This window comes from Micromonospora sp. Mcm103, assembly GCF_024519755.1.
GTDB lineage: Bacteria > Actinomycetota > Actinomycetes > Mycobacteriales > Micromonosporaceae > Micromonospora > Micromonospora aurantiaca.
Window position 1 is genome coordinate 23,735 of record NZ_JALJRJ010000013.1, and the last position, 20,519, is coordinate 44,253.

The window sequence follows — 20,519 nt, forward strand, 5'->3', positions numbered from 1 at the left end:
GGTTATCGACCCCTGGGCAGGATGGGTGCCGACCCCACCGGACACCGCGGCGACGCCGCCGCCGGGGTGGGGACGCCACAACTCAAAGGGGGCCGCGTGTCAGCTGACGCCGAAGTGATCGACATCCAGCCCGCCCGGCGCCTGCGGGTGCTGCTGCTCTCCTGGGAGTACCCGCCGGTGCTCGTCGGTGGCCTCGGCCGCCACGTCCACGCGCTGTCAGTGGCGCTTGCGGCCGCCGGGCACGAGGTCACAGTCGTCACCCGCCACGCCGAGGGCGCTCCACTGGAGGAGTACGCCGACGGCGTGCGCGTCGTCCGCGCCGCCGAGGATCCGGTCCGGTTCCCGCTGGCCACCGGTTAGCTGCTGGCCTGGACGATGGCGTTCAACCACACGCTGACCCGGGCCGCGCTGCGCGCCGCCTCGTCCGGCACCTACGACGTCATCCACGCCCACGACTGGCTGGTCGCGCACACCGCCGTCACGCTGGCCGAGCACCTGGACGTGCCGCTGGTGACCACCATCCACGCCACCGAGGCGGGCCGGCACCAGGGCTGGCTGCCGGAGGAGATGAACCGCACCATCCACGGTGTCGAGCACTGGCTGAGCAACGCCTCCGGCCGGGTGATCGCCTGCTCCGGGTACATGCGCGACCAGGTGGCCCGGCTGTTCGGCGTACCGTCCGGGCGCATCGACGTGGTCGCCAACGGCGTCGACGACCGGGCCTGGCGTGCGCGGCCGCACGCGGTCGCCTCCGCCCGGGCACGCTTCGCCGCGGGCGGGCCGCTCGTCGGGTACGCCGGCCGCCTGGTCTACGAGAAGGGCGTGCAGCACCTGGTGCACGCCGTGCCGCACCTGGCGAGGCGGCACCCCGGCCTGCGGGTGGTGATCGCCGGAGACGGGCCGTACCGGGACGAGCTGGTCGATCAGGCGCGGCGGCTGCACCTCGGGGACACGGTCCGGTTCGCCGGCTTCATGGACGCCACTCAACTGCCCGCGGTGCTCGCCGCCACCGACGCCACGGTGATCCCCAGCCTCTACGAGCCGTTCGGCATGATCGCGCTGGAGGCGGCCGCCGCCGGAGCGCCGCTCGCTGTCGCACGTACCGGCGGGCTGGCGGAGATCGTCGAGCCCGGGGTCACCGGTGTGACGTTCCCGCACGGCGACCCGGACGCGCTGGCCGGAGCCGTCGACCGGCTGCTCGGCGACGAGGTGTTCGCCCGCCGGGTGGCGCGCAAGGCGCGCAGCATGGTCAGCCGGCGCTACACCTGGTCGGCGATCGCCGCCCGGACCGCCGCCGCCTACGCCACCGCCCGCCGCGACCACGACGCGTTCCAGGCCCGCCGGGCCACCACCCTGCTGGGCGGCGACCGGTCCCCGATCATCGTCCCGGAGGGGAACCTGCTCGCCGGCGCCGCAAGTTAGGGGCATGACGCACTGACATGCGATAGGTACCGTCCGATCCGTTGGCTATTGTGGACCACTGACCAGCGGTGAGGAGTGCGGTGCGGGAGGTAGTGATCGCGGGGCGGTACCGCCTGCTCGAACTGGTCGGCCGCGGCGGGATGGGCCAGGTCTGGCGGGCGCGCGACGAGGAGCTGCAGCGCGAGGTCGCGGTGAAGCAGGTCGTGCCGCCGAACTGGCTCGCCGAGAACGAGCAGGACGAGCTGCGCGCCCGTACGCTGCGCGAGGCACGGACGTCCGCGCGGCTCAACCACCCCAACGTGGTGCGGGTCTACGACGTGGTCCGGGTCCAGGGCGAACCCTGGCTGATCATGGAGTACGTCCCGTCGCGCTCGCTCCAGGAGATCATCGAGACCGACGGGCCGCTGCCGCCCGGCCGGGCCGCCGAGATCGGCCTGTCGGTGCTCGCCGCGCTGCGCGCCGCGCACGACGCCGGGGTGCTGCACCGGGACGTGAAGCCCGCGAACGTGCTGCTGGCCCGGGACGGGCGGGTGCTGCTCACCGACTTCGGGCTGGCCGTGTTCCAGGGCGGCGACGGCGCGATGACCCGGCCCGGCCTGGTCCTCGGCTCCCCTCAGTACGTGGCCCCGGAGCGGGCCGCCGACGGCGTGTCGAGCGTCGAGGCGGACATGTGGTCGCTCGGCGCCACGCTGCACGCCGCGGTGGAGGGCCGCTCCCCGTACGCCCGCAGCACCGCGATGGCCACGCTCGCCGCGCTCGCCACCCGGCCGCCCGACCCGGCCCCGCACGCCGGCCCGCTGGCGCCGGTGCTGACCGGGCTGCTGCGGCGCGATCCGCGTACCCGCCTGGGTCACCGCGAGACGGCCCGCCTGCTCGGCGTCGCCACGGTGTCGGAGGCCGACGCGGAAGCCGCCGGGTCGGCGGGCCGCGCCGGCGCCGCGCCGGCCGAGCGGCCGGCCGGCGGACGCGAGGCCGACGCGGCGGGTGACGAGCCGGGGAACCCGGCGGCCCCGGGCGGCATCTACCCGGACCTGATGCCACCGGCCGCCGCCGCCCGCGCGTGGAGCCGGGCGGCGAAGCGCAGCGAGTGGGCCCCGCCCGCCGAGGGCGATCGCGCGCCACCGAGCGGCGAGGCGGCCGACGCCGCCGGTCCGGCCGCCCGCGCGGACACCGGCGGTCCGGCGTCCCCGGCCGGCCGCTCGGGCGCGCTCGGGCGCACGGACGCGGCCGGTTCGTCGTCGCCGATCGGTCGTGCGGAGGGGAACCTCCGTCCGGACGCGAACGGCGGCTCGGGAGCGGTCGGCGGCTCGGGAGCGGTCGGAGGGGCCGTCGGAGGCACGGTCGGCAGCACGGGCGCGGCCGGCCCGGGCGGCGGTCCGCAGGCGGCCGGAGGCCCGAGGACGGTCGGTGGGCCCTCCGTGGCCGGCGGTCCGCCCGCCGCCGGTGGCTCGGCCGGGGGCGGCGGCTCGGGTGCGGTCGGCCGCGCGGCCGCTGTGGGCCGGGCGGCACCACCGACGAGCGCCCGGCCCGGTGAACCGGAACGCGGCCACGCGGCCGAACCGGAGCAGGCCGCGACCGCGGAGCCGTCCCGGGGCGGGCCCGCCCGCCCGGCCCCGATCAGCCTCGGCCCCACCGTCCTCACCAGCTTCGTCGACCCGGGCAGCCCGGGCGGCCCCGAGTCGGCGCCCCGCGCCGACGCCCTCAGCCCGGTGCACATCGTCGGCCCCGGCGCCGCGCCGGTCGCCAAGCCTCCACCGGTCGCCCACAGCGGGCCTGTCGACAGCGGCGCGGTTCACCCGGCCCCGCCCCGGCCCGCCGGTGTCCCCCGCCCCGCCGATCCCCCGCTCACCTCCGGCGACGGGAACCCGCTGCACCGCTGGGGACTCGTGCTGGGCGCCGTGCTGCTGGCGGTGGCGACCGGGGTGGGCACCGCGCTGGCGATCACCGGTGGCCGCGACGATCCGCCGCAGGCGGGCAGTTCCACCGAGGCCGTCGCCCGCCCGTGGGACCGTCCACCCGGGCCGGGCGCGCCGCCTCCGCCGTTCCCCTGCGTCCGGCCCGACGTGGCCGGTACGCCGGTCCGTAAGGGACCGCCACCGGACGACCCGCCGGTGACCGTTCCGGCCGGCTGGGTCTGGCCCGCCGACACCGGCGGATTCCGGATCGCCCTGCCCGCCGGCTGGCTGCAACTGCGCTCCGGCGACACCACCTGCTTCCAGGATCCGGAGACGCGGCGCATCCTGGGCGTCGAGCCGTACCCGGGCGGTGATCCGGTGGGCCGGCTGAAGTCGTCCGAGCGGGATCTCACCTCGGCCGGCCGGCTGCCGCACTACCAGAAGGTCCGGCTGGAGTCCGACGGCCCGGGCGCGGCGTGGGAGTGCCGCTGGACCGCGCCGTACGGGGAACGGATGCGCGCGTTGCGCGTGCTGCCCGGCGAGCGGGCCGGGTGGACGCTCGGCTGGACCACCTCCGACGCCGACTGGCCCGCCGCCTCGAAGCAGTTCGCAGTGATCCGCGCGAGCCTCGGCACGGTCCGGCCCACCCGTACCGCGGGCTGACGCGGCGCCGCGGGGACCGGTTCCCCAGTGGACCGTCCGGCTGATGCCCCGCTGTCACACGGGCTGACTACAGTGGCGTAGTTTTTGTGGATCAAGATCTTCGGGAAGGGCGAGCCGAGATGATGGGACCGTCCCACGCGCTCTCGGGCGCGGCGGTGTGGCTGACCGGCTCCTGGGCGATGGCCCAGTTCGCGGACTACCACCAGACACCGCTGGCCCTGGCGGTGGGCACCGCGGTCTGCGCCGGCGGAGCGCTCTTCCCCGACCTCGACCTGTCCGGGAAGGTCACCCGCAACCAGGGCGGCGCCACCGTGGCCCGCACCTTCGGCGTGGTCAGCCTCTTCGTCGCCGAGGTGATGGAGAAGATCTCGCTCGGCGTCTACTACGCGACCAAGCTGAGCAAGGACCCGCGCCGCAACAACGGGCACCGCACGCTGACCCACACCATCCCGTTCACCGTGCTCGTCGGCTGGGGCACCACCGCGCTGTGCGCCCACTACGGCAAGTGGGCGGTGGTCGGCATCCTCTTCTTCATGATCGGCCTGGCGCTGCGCGGGCTGTTCGACAAGTGGGCCGAGCGCGCCGGCTGGGTGGTGGTCACGCTGGTGTCCGCCGCCGCGGCCTGGTTCACGTTCGCCAACCTGCCCGGCGACCGGGGCTATCCGATGATCGGGCTCGCGGTCGGAGTGGGCTGTTTCGTGCACATCCTCGGCGACATGATCACCCGGGCCGGGGTGCCGATCCTGTGGCCCATCCCGATCAAACGCCGGATGTGGACGATGATCGGCCTGCCCAACAAGATCGCGCTGCGTACCGGCAGCAAGGCCGAGACGGTGGTGCTGCGCACCGCGATGACGATCCTGTCCGTCCTGGCCGCGGTCGGGCTGGTCGCCCCCTCGGTGCTGCAGCGCTTCGACATCCAGGTGTAGGTCAGCGCGCCTCGGCGCGTACCGGGCGGGCGGTGGCCGCCCGGGCCCGGATCAGCCGGGCGGTCCAGCCCACGCCGCGGGCGGTGAGCGCGTACGCCGCCGTCGGCGGGAGGGCCAGCAGCGCGGCGATCCCGGCCACCAGCGGCACCCGGGCGCCGGGCACGTCCGTGGCGACCGCCGTCGCGGCGGCGTACCCGGCGGCCAGCACGACCGCGACGAGCCCGGCGTACGCGAGCGCCGGACCGGCCCACCGCCGGCCCGCCGCCTCACCGAGTGCGACGGCCGGCGCGAACAGCAGCGGCAGCGCGGCCACGCCGAGCAGCGCCGCGATCAGCACCAGCAGCGGCCCGGCCAGCGGGCCGCCCGGGTCGGCACCGGTGACCAGCGCGTACGCCAGCAGGCCGAGGTAGCCGGCGACCGCCTCCGCGACGACGACGAGCCACGCCGCGACGGCTCCGGCGAGATGACGAGCGACAGTGGTGCCCACGTTGTCCCCTCCCCCGTGCGGACGGCGCCACGACCGTCCTATCGGCACGGTAGCGCCCGGGACGGCGGCAGGCAGAGGCCGCACCCGGCATCACTCTGGGTAGGGAAGAAGGCGTCGTCGATCGCCCGCGCAGACGATCGACGACACGCTAATGCGCATTAGCGCCGAGGTCCGCCTACTGTCGCGCGCCCGGTCGACCCTTGTCAAGATCCCCGCCGAAACGGGCCGCCGGCCGATGGCGGACGCGGTTGCTAATCCGCATTACATCAGGGGGTTCATCGAACGGAAATCTTCCGGCCACCCCTTGACAGGACGCCCGGAGAGCAGCCAGGCTCCATCCCGACCCGATCGCTAATACGCATTAGCGGAAGTGGAAGGACCGACGTGACCCCTCCCCCCAGGCGTGTCACCCAGCGTGACATCGCGCGCATGGCCGGCGTCAGCCAGGCGACCGTGTCGCTGGTGCTCAACAACCGCACCGACGCCGACGTCCGGATCGCGCCGGAGACACGGGACCGGGTGTTGCAGGTCATCGCCGAGACGGGATACGCCGCCGACCCGGCCGCCCGCCGCCTCGCCTCCGGGTTCAACCGGATCATCGGCGTCTTCACCTACGAACCGGCCTTCCCCAGCGGCAGCCGGGACTTCTTCCACCCGTTCCTGCTCGGCATCGAGGAGTACGCCGAACGGGTCGGCTGCGACCTGCTGCTGTTCACCAGCGCCCCGGTGGTGGACGGCCGGCGGCGCATCTTCCACCAGGACAACCGGCTGCGGCTGGCCGACGGCTGCATCCTGCTCGGCCGGGAGATCGACGGCGCGGAGCTGCTCCGGCTCAACCGCGACGGGTTCCCCTACGTCGCCGTCGGACGCCGCGACGACGCCGGCGGCCCGGTGCCCTACGTCGGCGCCGACTACGCCAGCGCGGTCCACCGGCTGGCCGAGCGGGCGGTGGAGCTGGGACACCGGCGGCTGACGTACGTGGGCATGGGCACCTCGGCCGAGTCCTCGCACGACCGGCGCAGCGGTTTCCACGCCGGCGCGACCGGCGCGGACAGCGCCCGCCAGATCACCGCGACGGCGGAGACCGCCGACGCCACAGTGGACGACCTGCGGGCCGACGGCAGCACCGTCGCCTTCGTGGAGGACTTCGCCACCGCCGTGGCGCTGGAGGCAGCCGCCCGCCGCAAGGGGCTCACGGTGCCCGGTGACCTGTCCGTCGTGACCCTCGGCGACCCGACAGTCCCGGTGCCCACCGACATCACGTTCACCGGGTTCCGCATCCCGCGCGAGGAGATGGGCCGCCAGGCCGTCGAGGTGCTGACCGGCGTCATCGACGGCAGCGCCGGCGGCCTCCAGCAACGGCTCCTGCCCTGCGAACTCGTCGAGGGCGACACCCTCGGCGTCCCTGGATCGGCGGCCGACCGGCGCTGACACGCCCGGCCGCGCAACTGGAAGGAAGCAAGTGGTACTAATGCGTGCGGACGTCCTCGTCGTCGGGGGCGGACTGGGCGGTGTCGCCGCGGCGCTGGCCGCGGCCCGTGCCGGCCGGTCCGTCATCCTGACCGAGGAGTTCGACTGGCTCGGCGGGCAGCTCACCAGCCAGGCGGTCCCGCCGGACGAGCACTCCTGGATCGAGCAGTTCGGCGCCACCGCGAGCTACCGGGAGTTGCGCGACGGCATCCGCGACTACTACCGCCGCCACTACCCGCTGACCGAGCGGTCCCGGGCGTGGACCGACCTGAACCCGGGCGCCGGCTGGGTGAGCCGGCTCTGCCACGAGCCCCGCGTCGCGGTCGCGGTCCTGGAGCAGATGCTCGCGCCGTACCGGGGGTCCGGGCGGCTGACGGTGCTGCAGCCGTACCGGCCGGTCGCGGCCGAGACCGACGGCGACCGGGTCACCGGCGTCACGCTCGCCCATCGGGACCGCGACGAGCGGATCGAGGTGGAGGCGCCGTACGTCCTGGACGCCACCGAGACCGGTGAGCTGCTGCCGCTGACCGGCACCGAGTATGTGACCGGGTTCGAGTCGCAGGCGCAGACCGGTGAGCCGAGCGCGCCCGCCGAGGCGCAGCCGCTGAACATGCAGGCGGTGTCGGTCTGCTTCGCGCTCGACCACGTCGACGGCGACCACACCATCGACCGCCCGGCGAACTACGACTTCTGGCGTGACTACAAGCCGGACTTCTGGGGCGACCGGCTGCTGTCCTGGCGGTCGCCGCACCCGCGCACGCTGGAGATCGTCGAGCGCAGCTTCACGCCCAACCCGGACGACGACCCGCTGGGCGTCAACGCCGACCAGCGGCTCAACCCGGGCGACGGCAACCTGTGGACGTTCCGGCGCATCGCGGCACGGCGCAACTTCGTCGACGGCGCGTACGGCAGCGACATCACGCTGGTCAACTGGCCGATGATCGACTACTTCGAGGGCCCGGTCATCGACGTGCCGAACGCGTCCTGGCACCTGTCCCAGGCGCGCGAGCTGTCGTACTCCGTCCTGTACTGGCTGCAGACCGAGGCGCCCCGCCCCGACGGCGGCACCGGCTACCCGGGGCTGCGGCTGCGCGGCGACGTGACCGGCAGCCCCGACGGGCTGGCGCAGGCGCCCTACATCCGGGAGTCGCGCCGCATCCGCGCCGAGTACACGGTGGTCGAGCAGGACCTCTCCCTGGCCGTACGCGGCGAGCACGGCGCGGTGAGCTACGCCGACTCGATCGGTGTCGGCATGTACCGCATCGACCTGCACCCGTCGACCGGTGGCGACAACTACATCGACGTCGGCTCCTGCCCGTTCGAGATCCCGCTCGGCGCGCTCATCCCGCAGCGGATGGAGAACCTGCTGCCGGCCGGCAAGAACATCGGTACCACGCACATCACCAACGGCAGCTACCGACTGCACCCGGTCGAGTGGAACGTCGGTGAGGTCGCCGGCCTGCTGGCCGACTTCTGCCTTGCGCGGGGCGAGTCCCCGCGCGCGGTCCGCGGCACCCCCCGCCTGCTGGCCGAATTCACGGACCGCATCTCGGCCGCCGGCGTGGAATGCCGCTGGCCGCAGATCGCGGGCTACTGAACCCCCGGTGAGGAGAAGAAAGTGAGATACGGAAGACTGTCCGGCCTGGTCGCGGCGACCATGACCGGTGTGCTCGCCCTGACCGCCTGCGGCGGTGGCGGCGACGCCAAGGACGACGGTCCGGCGAGCCTGCGGATGACCGTCTGGTCGGCGAACGAGGCGCACCTCAAGCTGTTCAACGAGATCGCCGACGAGTACCGCAAGAACAACCCGGACGTCGCGGAGATCAAGTTCGACCCGCTGCCGTTCGAGAACTACACCACGACGCTCACCACGCAGATCGCCGGCGGCAACGCGCCGGACCTCGCGTGGATCTTCGAGAACTCGGCACCGGACTTCGTCGCCTCCGGCGCGCTGAGCCCGCTCGACGACACGCTGAAGAAGGCCGACGGCTACCAGTACGACGACCTCTCCCCCGCCACGCTGAAGCTCTGGCGCAACGACGGGAAGCTCTTCGCGTACCCGTTCTCGACCTCGCCGTTCGGCGTGTTCGTCAACAACGACATGCTCAAGAAGGCCGGGCAGAAGACCCCGGCCGAGCTGATCGCGGCCGGGCAGTGGAACTGGGACACCGCGCTCGCCGCGGCCGGCGCCACCGCCGCGAAGTCGGGCAAGGCCGGGCTCGTGGTCCGCGACTTCGACTACAAGGGCTGGGACAACCTGGCCACGTTCTGGACCGGCTGGGGTGCCCAGGCGTGGAGCGAGGACGGCCGTAGCTGCGGGTTCAACAGCCCGGAGATGGTCGAGGCGATGACCACGCTGCACAAGGCGATCTTCACCGGCAAGGCGCTGCCCGGTCCGGGCACGACCGCCGACTTCTTCGCCGGTGACGCCGCCATGACCGTCACCCAGATCTCCCGCGCCTCGCTGCTGAAGGAGAACGGCTTCGACTGGGACCTGGTCCCGCTGCCGGCCGGCCCGAAGGGCCCGTACGCGGTGGTCGGCCAGGCCGGCATCGGCGTGATGAAGAAGAGCCCGCACGCCGAGCAGGCCGCCGACTTCCTGGCCTTCTTCACCAACCCCGCCAACTCGGCGAAGCTGGCCCAGTTCTTCCCGCCGCCGCGGCAGTCCCAGCTGACCGCCGAGACGCTTGCGAAGACGAACCCGAAGCTCAAGCCGGAGCAGTTGCAGAAGGTCGTCATCGACGGCATCACCAACGGCACTGTCAAGCCCAGCCACTCCGGGCAGGCCGAGCTGAGCCAGCAGGTGCGCGCCGCGCTCGACCCGCTGTGGAAGGCGGACGCGGACGTCAAGGGCGTACTCGACGGCGTCTGCTCCAAGATCCAGCCGCTGCTGGCGAAGTAGGGCCGAGGATCATGACCCAGACGGACACCAGGGTGGGCCCGGCTGCTGCCGGGCCCACCCCGGGCCGGGCCCGGCCGTTCTGGACCACCCGCCGCCGGGACCAGCTCACCGGATACCTGTTCATCACCCCGCAGCTGCTCGGCAGCGTGGTCTTCGTGATCCTGCCGCTGGTCCTCGTGGTCTGGTACAGCCTGCACGAGTGGAACGTGCTGGCCGGCAGCTTCGACTACATCGGCACCGACAACTACGCCGCGCTGGCCGACGACCCCAACCTGGGCCCGGTGCTGCGGTCGACCGGCCTGTTCTCGGTCGGCCTGGTCGTGTTCAACCTCGGCCTGGCGCTGCTGCTGGCCGTCCTGCTCAACCAGAAACTGCGCGGGACCATCGTCTTCCGCACCCTGTTCTTCTCCCCCGTGGTGGTCTCGCTGGTCGCGTGGACCATCGTCTGGGGCTTCCTGCTTCAGGACAACGGCGGCATCAACGGCCTGCTCGACACCATCGGCGTCGACGGCCCCAACTGGCTGCGCGGCGAGGGCACGGCGATGCTGTCGGTGATCGTCGTGCAGGTGTTCAAGAACGTCGGCCTGAACATGGTGCTGTTCCTGGCCGCCCTGCAGGGCGTGCCGGCCGAGCTGTACGAGGCCGCCGAGGTCGACGGCGCGAGCCGGCTGCGCCAGTTCTGGCGGATCACCGTGCCGCTGATCAGCCCGACGATCATGCTCACGTCGATCATCACGGTGGTCGGCTCGCTGCAGGTCTTCGCGCAGATCGCGGTGCTCACCCAGGGTGGGCCCGGCACCTCGACCACGGTGCTCGTCTACTACCTCTACCAGCAGGCCTTCCAGTTCCATCACTTCGGCTACGGCGCCACGCTGTCGATCCTGCTGTTCGTCATCGTGCTCGCGCTGACAGTGCTGCAGTGGCAGATGCGCAAGAGGTGGGTCTTCCATGAATCGTGACCTGTCCCGGCGGACCAAGCTGGTGCTCTACGGGGTGCTGATGGTCCTGGCCGTCCCGTTCGTGTTCCCCACCTGGTGGATGGTCACCTCGTCGCTGAAGCCGGTGGCGGACATCTTCTCCTTCCCGCCGCAGCTGCTGCCGACCGATCCGCGGCTGGACGCGTACCGGCGGGGGTTCGAGCTGCAGCCGTTCGGGCAGCAGTACCTGAACAGCCTCTACATCGCGCTGCTGGTCACCGTCGGCACGCTGGCCGTGGCGTCACTGGCCGGGTACGCGTTCGCGCGGATCCGGTTCCGGGGGCAGAACGTGCTGTTCCTGGTCGTCCTCGCGGGCCTGCTCATCCCGAGCGAGGTGACGATCGTGCCGCTGTTCCAGATGTTCTTCAAGCTCGACCTGATCGACACCCACTGGCCGCTGATCCTGGTGCCGATCTTCGGGGCGCCGAGCGTGCTGGCGACGTTCATCATGCGGCAGTTCTTCATCAGCCTCCCCGGTGAGCTGGAGGAGGCGGCGCGGGTCGACGGGCTGGGACGCTTCGCCACGTTCTGGAAGATCGCGCTGCCGCTGTCCCGGCCCGCGCTCGGCGCGGTGGCCATCTTCACGTTCCTGCACAGCTGGAACCTGTACCTGGAACCGATCGTGTTCCTCTCCTCGCCGGACAAGTTCACCCTGCCGCAGGCGCTCACCCAGTTCGTCGACGCGTACGGCGGCCCGATGTGGGACGTCCAGCTCGCGGCGGCGTCGATGACCGCGCTGCCGGTGCTGGCGGTGTTCGTCATCGCGCAGAAGCAGTTCGTCGAGGGCCTCGCGCACACCGGTCTGAAGGGATGACCGAGCCGGTCGTCGGGATCGACATCGGCGGCACCAAGACCGCCGCCGCCCTGGTCGGTCCCGGTGCGCGGGTGCTCGGCCGCCGCGAGGCGCCCACCCCCGCGCGCGGCGGGCCGGCAGCGGTGCTGGACACCGCCGCCGGCCTGGCCGCGGACCTGCTCGCCGCCGCCGGCCCCGGGCCGGTCGGGCTGGGCACCGCGGGCACCGTCGACCCGGCGACCGGCGCCATCCGGTACGCCACAGACAGCCTGCCCGGATGGGCCGGCACCCCGGTCGCCGACGAGCTGTCCGCGCGGCTGGGCCGGCCGGTGCGCGTCACCAACGACGTCGCCGCGGCGGCGCTCGGCGAGTGCTGGGCCGGAGCCGGAAGGGGCCGGGGGCACGTGCTGCTGGCCGCCGTCGGCACCGGGCTGGGCGGCGCGATCGTCAACGACGGGCGGGTCGAGGGCGGTGCCCGGGGCGCGGCCGGCCAGCTCGGGCACCTGCCGGCACCGGGTGCGCACCGGCTGCGCTGCGGCTGCGGCCGGTACGGGCACCTGGAGGCGATCGCCTCCGGCACCGGCCTGGCCGCCGCGTACGCGCTCACCGGCGGTGACCCGGTCACCGGCCGGGAGGTGGCGCGGCGCGCGGCGGCCGGCGACGCGACCGCCCGGCAGGTCGTCGACCGGGCCGGCGCCGCGCTCGGCGCGGCCCTGGCCGGACTGGTCGCCCTGCTCGACCCCGACGCGGTGGTGGTCGCCGGCGGCGCCGCCGCCACAGTGCTTCCCGCCGCCACGGCCGCCTACCGGGCGGAGCTACCCGGAGGCTGGGCGCACGTGCCGCTGCTTCCCGCGGCGCTGGGCGCCGACGCGGTGGTGGTCGGCGCCGCCCGGCTCGCCACCGCACCGATCCACCACGACGGAGGAACAAGCACGTGAGTGTCCTGGACGAACTCGCAGGCGGGCTGGTCGTGTCCTGCCAGCCCCTGCCCGACGACCCGGACGACCCGATGCGCGACCCGTACGTCCAGGCCCGCGTGGCGGCCGCCGTGGTGCGCGGCGGCGCGGTGGCGGTCCGGGTCAACGGCCCCGACGACGTGCGGGCGGTACGCGCCGCCGTCGACGTGCCGGTGATCGGGTTGTACAAGCACGGCACGCAGGGCGTCTTCATCACCCCGACCGCCGGGCACGCGCTCGAAGCGGCGCGGGCCGGGTCGCACGTCGTGGCGGTGGACGCCACCGACCGTCCCCGGCCCGACGGCCGGGCCTTCGCCGACACCGTCCGCGCGGTGCACGAGCAGACCGACGCGCTGGTCCTGGCCGACGTCGCCACTGTGGCCGAGGGCGTCGCCGCCGTCGAGGCCGGCGCGGACGCGGTCGCCACCACGCTGTCCGGCTACACGCCGGCCGGCCCACCGATCGACGGGCCCGACCTCGGGCTCGTGGCGCGACTCGCCGCGCTGCTGCCCGTACCGGTGATCGCCGAAGGGCGCTACCGGACCACGGAGCAGATCAGCCGGGCCTTCGAGGCGGGCGCCCACGCGGTGGTGATGGGCAACGCCGTCACCTCACCGCTGTGGATCACCCGCCGGCTGGTTCCGGCCACCCCCCGGGCGGCGAGCGCGCCGGAGAAAAGGGAGCATCGATGAAGAGAAGAACCCTTCTTGCGGCCACCGGCGCGGCCGGCCTGGCCACCGTCGCCCTCGGCGGCCCCGCCTTCGCCCGGCCCGCCGGCCGGCGACCGAGCGTGGCGCTGGTGCCGCTGGACGACCGGCCGGTCAACACGTACTGCGCCGAGATGACCGGTGCGAGCGCCGACGCCGAGGTGCTGCTGCCGCCGCGGAACCTGCTGGGCCGTTTCTTCACCCCCGGTGACGGCGCCGGCATCGCCCGCTGGCTCGACGGCACCGACGGCGTCGACGGGTACGTGATCTCGGTGAGCATGCTGGCGTACGGGGGCCTGATCGCCTCGCGTACCGCCGCACCGGCCCTGGCCGACGCGTTGCGCAACCTGGAGGCGATCCGGCGGCTGCGCGCACGCCGGTCCGACGCGGTGATCGAGGTGCACGACACGATCCAGCGGCTCGCCATCACCAGCACCGGCACCGACCTGGACAACTACCGTGACCTGCTGGTCCAGTGGGCCAAGCTGTACGACCAGGTGGTCAACCTGGGCCAGGAGTCGCTGCGCGGCCAGCTCGACGCCGTGCGGGCCCGCATCCCGGACGCCGTGGTCGAGGACTACCTGGCCGCGCGGGCACGCAACCACCAGGTCAACCGGCTGATGGTGGAGTGGGTCGCGGACGGGACGATCAGCCACCTGGTGCTCTCCGAGGACGACACCGCGCCGGTCGGCCTGGCCCGCGCCGAGCGGGTCGAGCTGGAGGCGCTGGTGGCGCGGCTCGGCGTCGGCGACCGGGTGGAGATCTTCCCCGGCGCCGACGAGGTCAACGCGCTGCTCGTCGCGCGGGTCGTCGCCGCCGGTGCCGCGCCCACCTACCGGGTGGAGTACGCGGGAGTGTCCGGCGAGGGCTGGACCGCCGCGCTGGAGGGCATCCCGTTCGCGGAGAACATCCGCCGGCACGTCACCTCGGTGGGCGGCCGGGTGGTGACCGGCGACGCGGACATCGTCCTCGCGGTGAACACCCCCTCGGCGGCGGCCGGGCAGCGGGCCGCGGACCTGGACGCGTTCGTCGGCCGCATCGGCGAACTGCTGGCCGCCGGCACCCCGGTGATCGTGGTGGACCCGCTGATCGTCAACAAGGGCGACCACGACCTGGTGTCCCGGATGGAAGCCCGCCTGGACCTGCCGGCGCTGCTGTCGTACTCGGGGTGGAACACCGGCGGCAACGCGCTCGGGCTGGCGCTCGCGCACGGCACCGCGCGGTGGGCGTACCTGCGCTCCTCCGGCAGCGGCTTCGGCGTGCCGGAGCTGCGTGGGCCGGCCCAGGCGCACGCCGAGTACCTGCTCTACCGGTTCGTCAAGGACGACCCGTGGAAGAACGTGGTGCAGGTCGAGGCGTACGCCCACGCCCGCGCGCAGGGCTGGGACCCGCTGGCGCTGACCGCCGAGCAGAAGCGCTACTTCGACGGCTGGGTACGCGACCGGCTGGTGCCGCTGACCGAGCGGTACTTCGCCGACCACTTCGCCGGGCACGAGCTGGTGCTCGGGGTACGCGGACGTAAGACGTTCACCGCGACGCTGGACCGGGTCACCGCGGTGCGGGTCGAGCTGCCGTGGGACCGGCTGTTCGAGGTCACGCTGGAGCCGAGCCTGCGGCTGCGCTGATCGGTGCGGGTGCGGTCCGCCGGGGCCGCACCCGCCTCAGCGGGGTGTCAGCAGGCAGAACTCGGTGCCGTCCGGGTCGGCCAGCACCACGTCGCCGGCGGTGTGTTTTCCCGTACCGGCCCGGGTCGCGCCGAGCGCCAGCAGCCGGTCGATCTCCGCGTCCCGGTCGCCGTCCGCGACCAGATCCAGGTGTACGCGGTCCCGCCCGCCGGCGTCCATCAGCGGCGGCCCGCTCCAGGTGACCTTCGCGCCCCCGCGCGGCGACTGGATCGCTGTCTCCTCGTCCTGGTCCCAGACCAGCGGCCAGCCCAGCGCCTCGCTCCAGAACAGGCCGGCCGCCCGGGTGCCGTCGCAGTTGACAGCGCCGAGCGGGCCGCAGCCGGCGAGGAAGTTGTTGCCCGCCTCGATCACGCAGAACTCGTTGCCCTCCGGGTCGGCGAGCACCACCTGGTCGTCGTCCGGCCCCTGGCCGATGTCGATGTGCCGCCCGCCCAGCGTCAGCGCCCGCTCGACGGTGTCCCGCTGGGCCTGCGGCGACGCGCTGGTCAGGTCGAAGTGGATCCGGTTCTGCACGGTCTTCGGCGCAGCGCTGGGCAGGAACCGGATGCGGAAGTCGCTGTGGGCGTCGCCGCCCAGCGCCACGCCCTCGCCCGGGTCGTCGAGGATCTCCCGGCCGAGCACGCCGGACCAGAACCGCGCGAGCCGCCGCGGGTCGCCCGCGTCGAGGCTGACCGCGTAGAGGTGAACCGCCATCCGCCCGTCTCCGATCCGCCGCCGCCGTCGGCAGCAGGTCAGGAGCGTAGGCCGGGCGGCCCGGGCGCGCAGCCGGATTTCCCCCGCTGGCGCGTCACTTCGCCGGGAGGGTGCGCGCGAAGCGGACGCCCCGCTCGACCCAGCGGGTCAGGTCCGGGTCGCGCTCGCAGACATCGGGCGACACGGTGACCCAGCCCCGCATCTCCCGGCCCCGCATGACTGTCGCCTCGGCGCCCGGCTCGGCCAGCGCGCGCTCGGCCTCGGCCGGGTCGACCCGGACCATCAGACCGCCCGCGCCGCGCACCACCACCGCCATGTTGCCGCGCAGCATCATCGCCAGGCCGCCGAACATGCGCCGCTCGGTGATGCCGGGCTCGCGCCCGAGACGTTCCCGTACCCGGTTCGCCAGGTCCTCGTCGTAGGCCATGACGGCATCGTGGCATCCGGGTCCGACAGCGCGGCGCGCCTCAGGCGCCGACCCGCTGTTCGGGGATGGACAGGCCGTAGAGCGCCATCAGCTCCGGACTGTCGATCCGGCTGCCGTCGGCCACCGAGTCGCACGCGATGTCGACGATCTGGTCCTTGTGCGCCAGCAGGTACGGCCGCGCCCCGACGTCGGCGCTGGCCAGGGTGGCGATGCCGGACCAGTGCCGGCGGCCGAACAGCATCGGGTAGCCGCGCAGGCCGTCGTAGGTGGCGCAGACCAGCACGTCCGGGTACGGCAGCGCGGTGACCCGGCGGACCGCCGCCGCGGTGAGCCCGGGCATGTCCACCGGCACCACGACGACCGCCTCGATGTCGTCGTCGGTGAGCGCGGCGAGCCCGGCCCGGATCGAGGAGCCCACCCCGGTGCCCCAGGCGCGGTTGACCACCACCGTGGCGCCGGTCAGGTCGGTGGTCTGCCGCACCTGCTCGGCCGCCGCACCCAGGACGACCACGACCTGTGCGCAGCCCGCCTCGGCCATCGTGTCGATCATCTGGCTGACCAGCGGCTTCTCGCCCTGGTGCAGCAGCGCTTCGGGTCCGCCGATGCGGCGGCCGCCACCGGCGGCGATGATCATTGCAGCGATCCGGTTCAGCGGTGCCCCCTCGATCAGGGGACGGACCGGGCACAGCCGCCCGGTCCGTCCCGTCGTACGCACACCGGGCCCAACGAGCGCAGCCGGGAGCGGGTAGCGGGGCAAAACGGAAAATTGCGTGGCTATGCCGCGTCCGCGTAGCAGTCCACTGAAGACAGGTCGAGCGGAAACCGGACCGGGGTGTCGCCGAACAGCAGCCGGGTGGCCCGCGCGCCGGCGGCGGTGACCGCCTCGGCGACCACCGCCGCCTGCCCGGCCGGGCAGTGCACCACCACCTCGTCGTGCTGGAAGAAGACCAGCTCCGCCTCCGTCCCGGCCAGCTCGGTGCGCAACGTGGCCAGCAGCGTGGAGGCCCACTCGGCGGCGGTGGCCTGGATGACGAAGTTGCGGGTGAAGCGCCCCCGCGACCGGGCCGCCCGGGCCGACGGGCTGTGCGGATCGGCCCCGCCCTCCGGCAACGGCTCCTCCCCCTCGGCGAACCCCGCCGAGCCGGGCGGGCAGGTACGCCCCAGCCACGACCGGACCAGCCCGCCCGCCTCACCGGTCCGGGCTGCCGCCTCGACGTGGCCGAACGCGGTCGGGTAGTTCTTCCGCAGCACCGCCAGCGCCGGCACCGCCGCCCCGCCGGTCTGCCCGTACATCGCCCCGAGCAGGGCCACCTTGGCCTTCGCCCGGTCACCGGCGAACGCGTCCCGGGCCAGCGCGGCGTACAGGTCACCGGCACCACCCGCCGCTGCCAGCCGCTCGTCGCCGGACACCGCCGCGAGCACCCGCGGTTCGAGCTGGCCCGCGTCGGCCACCACGAACGTCCAGCCCGGGTCCGCCACCACCGCCCGCCGGATCACCTTCGGGATCTGCAACGCCCCGCCGCCCCGGGTCGCCCACCGGCCGGACACCACGCCGCCTGGCACGTACTCCGGGTGGAACCGCCCACCGGACACCCAGGCGTCGCGCCAGGCCCAGCCGTGCGCCGTCCAGATCCGGTACAGCTCCTTGTATTCCAGGACCAGCGGCGCCGCCGGGTGCTCCACCCCGCGCAGCACCCAGGCGCGCGTGTTCGGCAGGTCCACGCCCGCGCGGGCGAACGCCCGCAACAGCTCCGCGGGCGAGTCGGCGTGCACCTGGCGTACGCCGAACGCGTCAGCGATCCGGGCCTGCAACTCGGCCAGCCGGCGCGGCGGCCCACCGACCGGGGACGGCTCGCCGAGCAAATCGGCCAGGATCGCGTCGTGCACGTCGGCGCGCCACGGCAGGCCGGACGCGCCCATCTCGGCGGCCACCAGCGCGCCCGCCGACTCGGCGGCCACCAGCAGCCGGAACCGGCCGGGGTGGGTCGTCGCGGCGATCCGGGCGAGCTGGTCGGCGTACACCCGGGTCAACGCCGTGATGCCCGGACCGGGCGGGCCCGACGGCGGCTCGAAGAGCGCGGCCTGGGCGTGGCCCGGCGGCTCCGGCGGGCGGGGCGCCGGGTCCGGCGGGACCGGCGCGCCGGTGACCCGGGCCCAGGCGGCGGGTAGCGCGCGGGGCTCACCCCAGCGGCCCGCGTGCCCGAGCAGGAGCGCCTCGGTCAGCTCGACGTCGTGGCAGCGGTCGAGGCGCACCCCGGCGCGCAGCAGCGCCGGGTAGACGCCCGTCCAGGCGGCCCAGATCCAGCGGGGGTGCCCGGCCGCCTCCCGGGCGGCCACGGCGGCGGCCAGGTCGGTGACCTCCTCCGCCGGGCCGGACGGGGTGCCGTCGGCGTGCAGCGGTTGCAGCACGCCGCCGCCCCGCTCGTCCGCCACCACCGCCACCAGCACGGACGCATTCTGCCCCCTCCCCCTGACACGCTCCGCGTGTAAGGAAGGGCCCCCTCTTAACGCCTGCGGTAGAGGAAGGGCCCCTTGTTAACGCCGAGCGTTAACAAGGGGCCCTTCCTTGCACCCCGGAGGGTTACTTGCCGACGCCGGCCGTCAGACCGGACTGCACCTGGCGCTGGAAGACGATGTACACGATCAGCACCGGCAGCATCGCCATGGTCACCCCGGCGAACAGTCCGCTCCAGTCGGACTTGTAGCCCTGGTTGACCGACAGCTCGATCAGCCCCTGGGCGATCACCTGGTTCTTCGGCTCGCCGGACACCGACTGCATGAGCAGCGTCGGCAGGTACCACTGGTTCCACTGGCCGAGCACGTTGAAGATGCCGATGCTGATCAGGCCCGGCTTGGCCATCGGCAGCATCACGCTGAAGAACGTGCGGGTGTGCGAAGCCCCGTCGACCTGGGCCGCCTCGGCGATCGAGTCGGGCAGCGTCCGGAAGAACGAGTGCATGAAGAAGATCGTGAACGACAGCGACCAGGCCACGTAGACCAGGATCAGCATGAGGTGCTTGTTCGGGCCGAGCAGCGGGAGGCTCACCCCGGTGTTGTAGACGCCCTTGAACAGCGGCACCGCGGCCAGGTAGATCGGCAGCGTCAGCCCGGACAGGAACATCCAGTAGATCAGCCGGTTGCCGCGGAACTCGTAGCGCGCCAGGGCGTACGCGGCCATCGAACCCAGCAGCATCGTCAGCGTCACGCTGAACACCAGAACGAGCAGCGTGTTGAGGAAGAAGCTGTCGATCCCGGCGGTCCAGGCGCGGGCGAAGTTGTCCCACTGCAGGGCGTCGGGGATCAGCGACAGCGGCTCGCGGATCACCTCGGAGTCGGTCTTGAGCGCCGACATCACCACCCACAGCAGCGGGTAGACCACCATGATCGCCCAGACCGCGAGGAACAGGTGCGAGAAGCCGTTGAAGATCCGGCCGCCGAAGCCGTTGCCGACGTCCTTCGCCCGCCGGTCCGCGGGCGGCCGGTCCGGCGGTGCCGTGTCGGACCGGGCCGGGCCGGAGGTGTGGGTCACAGTGCTCATCGTCCAGACCTCCTCAGTACTCGATCCGCTCACGGCGGGTGATCCTCAGCTGGAGCGCGGCCAGCAGGATGGTGAAGATGGCCAGCGCGACGGCGATCGCGCAGGCGTAACCGAACTGGCCCTTCTGGAAGGCGTTGAACTGGATCACCGAGGCGAAGATCTCGCTGGCGTGGTTCGGCCCGCCCTGGCTCGGCGTCATCACGAACACCAGCGCGTACATGTCCAGCGCGATGAAGCCCAGATAGACCCAGGCGACCGAGATGCTGTCCCGCAGCAGCGGCAGGGTCACCTTGAAGAACGTGTGGAACCGGCCCGCGCCGTCGAGGATCGCCGCCTCGTAGATGTCCTTCGGGATCGACTGCATCGCGGCGGAGAACAGCACCATGTAGAAACCGGCGCCGCTCCACACCGCGATGAACAGCAGCCACCAGAGCACCGCCGGCACGCCGAGGAACGGCTCCGGGTCGGCGGTGAAGGCGATCGGGTTGTCCGCGTCGACCAGCCCGATCTTGATGAGCAGGCCGTTGATCAGGCCCTGCCCGTCGGTGCGGTAGATCTGCTGCCACATGACGGCGATGACCACCAGCGACAGCACCTGCGGGAAGAAGAAGATGACCTTGTAGATCCCGGAGCCGAACACTCCACGGATGCCGGCCCTGTCCTCGCGTCCGCCCACGTTGAGCAGGAACGCGAGGAACAGGGCCAGCGCGATCGTGAACAGCGGCACGGTGACCAGGAAGAACACGTTGTGCCAGAACGCCTTCCGGATCAGCTCGTCGGAGAACAGCCGGACGTAGTTGTCCAGCCCGACGAAGCGCTGGGAATCGGAGTACCCGCCCCAGTCGGTCAGCGAGTATCCCGCCGCCTGGGCGAACGGCCACACCACGTAGAACAGGTACAGCGCGACGGGCAGGGCCAGGAAGCCCGTGACGAAACGCGCGACTCCGTGCCGCATTGGACTCACTTCCTCGCGGT

General features: G+C 73.2%; 17 protein-coding genes and 1 pseudogene. 11 read left to right on the plus strand and 7 right to left on the minus strand.

The annotated features are described in order from the left end of the window. The first annotated feature begins 21 nt into the window (after nucleotides 1–21). The 3 genes and pseudogenes from OC439_RS17285 (at nucleotide 22) to OC439_RS17295 (ending at nucleotide 4,909) form a co-directional block, all read left to right on the plus strand. A pseudogene (locus tag OC439_RS17285) lies at nucleotides 22–1,422 on the plus strand (glycosyltransferase family 4 protein). Nucleotides 1,423–1,502: 80 nt separating this feature from the next. Then, nucleotides 1,503–3,980 (plus strand): serine/threonine-protein kinase, encoded by a 2,478-nt coding sequence (locus OC439_RS17290; protein ID WP_262014327.1) that lies wholly within the window; start codon nucleotides 1,503–1,505, stop codon nucleotides 3,978–3,980. Between the two features lie 119 nt (nucleotides 3,981–4,099). Further along, the gene (locus OC439_RS17295) at nucleotides 4,100–4,909 is read left to right on the plus strand and encodes a metal-dependent hydrolase (protein WP_262014328.1); all 810 of its coding nucleotides are present in this window, start codon (nucleotides 4,100–4,102) and stop codon (nucleotides 4,907–4,909) included. A 1-nt stretch (nucleotide 4,910) separates the two neighbouring features. Here the strand turns inward: OC439_RS17295 and OC439_RS17300 are convergent, their stop codons facing one another. Further along, nucleotides 4,911–5,396 carry a hypothetical protein gene (locus OC439_RS17300; RefSeq protein ID WP_262014329.1) on the minus strand — a complete coding sequence of 162 codons (486 nt, stop codon included), beginning with the start codon at nucleotides 5,394–5,396 and terminating at the stop codon, nucleotides 4,911–4,913. A 384-nt stretch (nucleotides 5,397–5,780) separates the two neighbouring features. On the opposite strand from OC439_RS17300, the gene OC439_RS17305 reads away from it, so the two are divergent. From OC439_RS17305 to OC439_RS17340, 8 genes are read left to right on the plus strand one after another with little or no spacing between them, the layout of a single operon-like run. Beyond that, entirely contained in the window at nucleotides 5,781–6,827 is a 1,047-nt protein-coding gene (locus OC439_RS17305; protein WP_262014330.1) for a LacI family DNA-binding transcriptional regulator, read from the plus strand. A gap of 40 nt (nucleotides 6,828–6,867) precedes the next feature. Next, nucleotides 6,868–8,463 (plus strand): FAD-dependent oxidoreductase, encoded by a 1,596-nt coding sequence (locus OC439_RS17310; protein WP_262014331.1) that lies wholly within the window; start codon nucleotides 6,868–6,870, stop codon nucleotides 8,461–8,463. Nucleotides 8,464–8,484: 21 nt separating this feature from the next. Further along, nucleotides 8,485–9,768, plus strand: a complete 1,284-nt coding sequence (locus OC439_RS17315) for an ABC transporter substrate-binding protein (protein WP_013475970.1) — start codon at nucleotides 8,485–8,487, stop codon at nucleotides 9,766–9,768. An 11-nt stretch (nucleotides 9,769–9,779) separates the two neighbouring features. After that, nucleotides 9,780–10,727, plus strand: coding sequence for a carbohydrate ABC transporter permease (locus OC439_RS17320; RefSeq protein ID WP_209962570.1), 948 nt, complete (start codon nucleotides 9,780–9,782; stop codon nucleotides 10,725–10,727). Further along, nucleotides 10,717–11,559 carry a carbohydrate ABC transporter permease gene (locus tag OC439_RS17325; RefSeq protein WP_262014332.1) on the plus strand — a complete coding sequence of 281 codons (843 nt, stop codon included), beginning with the start codon at nucleotides 10,717–10,719 and terminating at the stop codon, nucleotides 11,557–11,559. Before OC439_RS17320 ends, OC439_RS17325 begins: the two co-directional genes overlap by 11 nt. Continuing rightward, nucleotides 11,556–12,476 (plus strand): ROK family protein, encoded by a 921-nt coding sequence (locus tag OC439_RS17330; protein ID WP_262014333.1) that lies wholly within the window; start codon nucleotides 11,556–11,558, stop codon nucleotides 12,474–12,476. The genes OC439_RS17325 and OC439_RS17330 overlap by 4 nt, the downstream gene beginning before the upstream one ends. Next, complete coding sequence (locus tag OC439_RS17335; protein WP_262014334.1) at nucleotides 12,473–13,186, plus strand: N-acetylmannosamine-6-phosphate 2-epimerase; 714 nt, start codon at nucleotides 12,473–12,475, stop codon at nucleotides 13,184–13,186. Before OC439_RS17330 ends, OC439_RS17335 begins: the two co-directional genes overlap by 4 nt. Beyond that, entirely contained in the window at nucleotides 13,183–14,826 is a 1,644-nt protein-coding gene (locus OC439_RS17340) for a DUF4127 family protein (RefSeq protein ID WP_262014335.1), read from the plus strand. Before OC439_RS17335 ends, OC439_RS17340 begins: the two co-directional genes overlap by 4 nt. A 36-nt stretch (nucleotides 14,827–14,862) precedes the next feature. Here the strand turns inward: OC439_RS17340 and OC439_RS17345 are convergent, their stop codons facing one another. The 6 genes from OC439_RS17345 to OC439_RS17370 all read right to left on the minus strand — a co-directional run bounded on the left by OC439_RS17345 (nucleotide 14,863) and on the right by OC439_RS17370 (nucleotide 20,499). Beyond that, nucleotides 14,863–15,579: a VOC family protein gene (locus OC439_RS17345; RefSeq protein ID WP_262014336.1), complete on the minus strand. Its 717-nt coding sequence runs from the start codon at nucleotides 15,577–15,579 to the stop codon at nucleotides 14,863–14,865. A gap of 94 nt (nucleotides 15,580–15,673) precedes the next feature. Beyond that, entirely contained in the window at nucleotides 15,674–16,006 is a 333-nt protein-coding gene (locus tag OC439_RS17350) for a TfoX/Sxy family protein (RefSeq protein WP_262014337.1), read from the minus strand. A gap of 40 nt (nucleotides 16,007–16,046) precedes the next feature. Then, on the minus strand, nucleotides 16,047–16,640 hold the full coding sequence (locus OC439_RS17355) for an NTP transferase domain-containing protein (RefSeq protein ID WP_030500339.1): 594 nt from the start codon (nucleotides 16,638–16,640) through the stop codon (nucleotides 16,047–16,049). Nucleotides 16,641–16,780: 140 nt separating this feature from the next. Beyond that, nucleotides 16,781–18,454, minus strand: coding sequence for a bifunctional 3'-5' exonuclease/DNA polymerase (locus tag OC439_RS17360; RefSeq protein WP_262014338.1), 1,674 nt, complete (start codon nucleotides 18,452–18,454; stop codon nucleotides 16,781–16,783). 133 nt (nucleotides 18,455–18,587) lie between these two features. Then, complete coding sequence (locus OC439_RS17365) at nucleotides 18,588–19,544, minus strand: carbohydrate ABC transporter permease (protein ID WP_013475962.1); 957 nt, start codon at nucleotides 19,542–19,544, stop codon at nucleotides 18,588–18,590. A 13-nt stretch (nucleotides 19,545–19,557) separates the two neighbouring features. Next, complete coding sequence (locus OC439_RS17370; RefSeq protein ID WP_120569017.1) at nucleotides 19,558–20,499, minus strand: carbohydrate ABC transporter permease; 942 nt, start codon at nucleotides 20,497–20,499, stop codon at nucleotides 19,558–19,560. Nucleotides 20,500–20,519: the final 20 nt, after the last annotated feature.

Excerpts from the sequence above, each read along its gene's own strand:
- OC439_RS17295 (WP_262014328.1), top strand. The coding sequence starts at position 4,100 with ATGATGGGACCGTCCCACGCGCTCTCGGGCGCGGCGGTGTGGCTGACC.
- OC439_RS17310 (WP_262014331.1), top strand. The coding sequence starts at position 6,868 with ATGCGTGCGGACGTCCTCGTCGTCGGGGGCGGACTGGGCGGTGTCGCC.
- OC439_RS17320 (WP_209962570.1), top strand. The coding sequence starts at position 9,780 with ATGACCCAGACGGACACCAGGGTGGGCCCGGCTGCTGCCGGGCCCACC.
- OC439_RS17325 (WP_262014332.1), top strand. The coding sequence starts at position 10,717 with ATGAATCGTGACCTGTCCCGGCGGACCAAGCTGGTGCTCTACGGGGTG.
- OC439_RS17330 (WP_262014333.1), top strand. The coding sequence starts at position 11,556 with ATGACCGAGCCGGTCGTCGGGATCGACATCGGCGGCACCAAGACCGCC.
- OC439_RS17340 (WP_262014335.1), top strand. The coding sequence starts at position 13,183 with ATGAAGAGAAGAACCCTTCTTGCGGCCACCGGCGCGGCCGGCCTGGCC.
- OC439_RS17345 (WP_262014336.1), bottom strand. The coding sequence starts at position 15,579 with ATGGCGGTTCACCTCTACGCGGTCAGCCTCGACGCGGGCGACCCGCGG.
- OC439_RS17350 (WP_262014337.1), bottom strand. The coding sequence starts at position 16,006 with ATGGCCTACGACGAGGACCTGGCGAACCGGGTACGGGAACGTCTCGGG.
- OC439_RS17355 (WP_030500339.1), bottom strand. The coding sequence starts at position 16,640 with ATGATCATCGCCGCCGGTGGCGGCCGCCGCATCGGCGGACCCGAAGCG.
- OC439_RS17365 (WP_013475962.1), bottom strand. The coding sequence starts at position 19,544 with ATGAGCACTGTGACCCACACCTCCGGCCCGGCCCGGTCCGACACGGCA.
- OC439_RS17370 (WP_120569017.1), bottom strand. The coding sequence starts at position 20,499 with ATGCGGCACGGAGTCGCGCGTTTCGTCACGGGCTTCCTGGCCCTGCCC.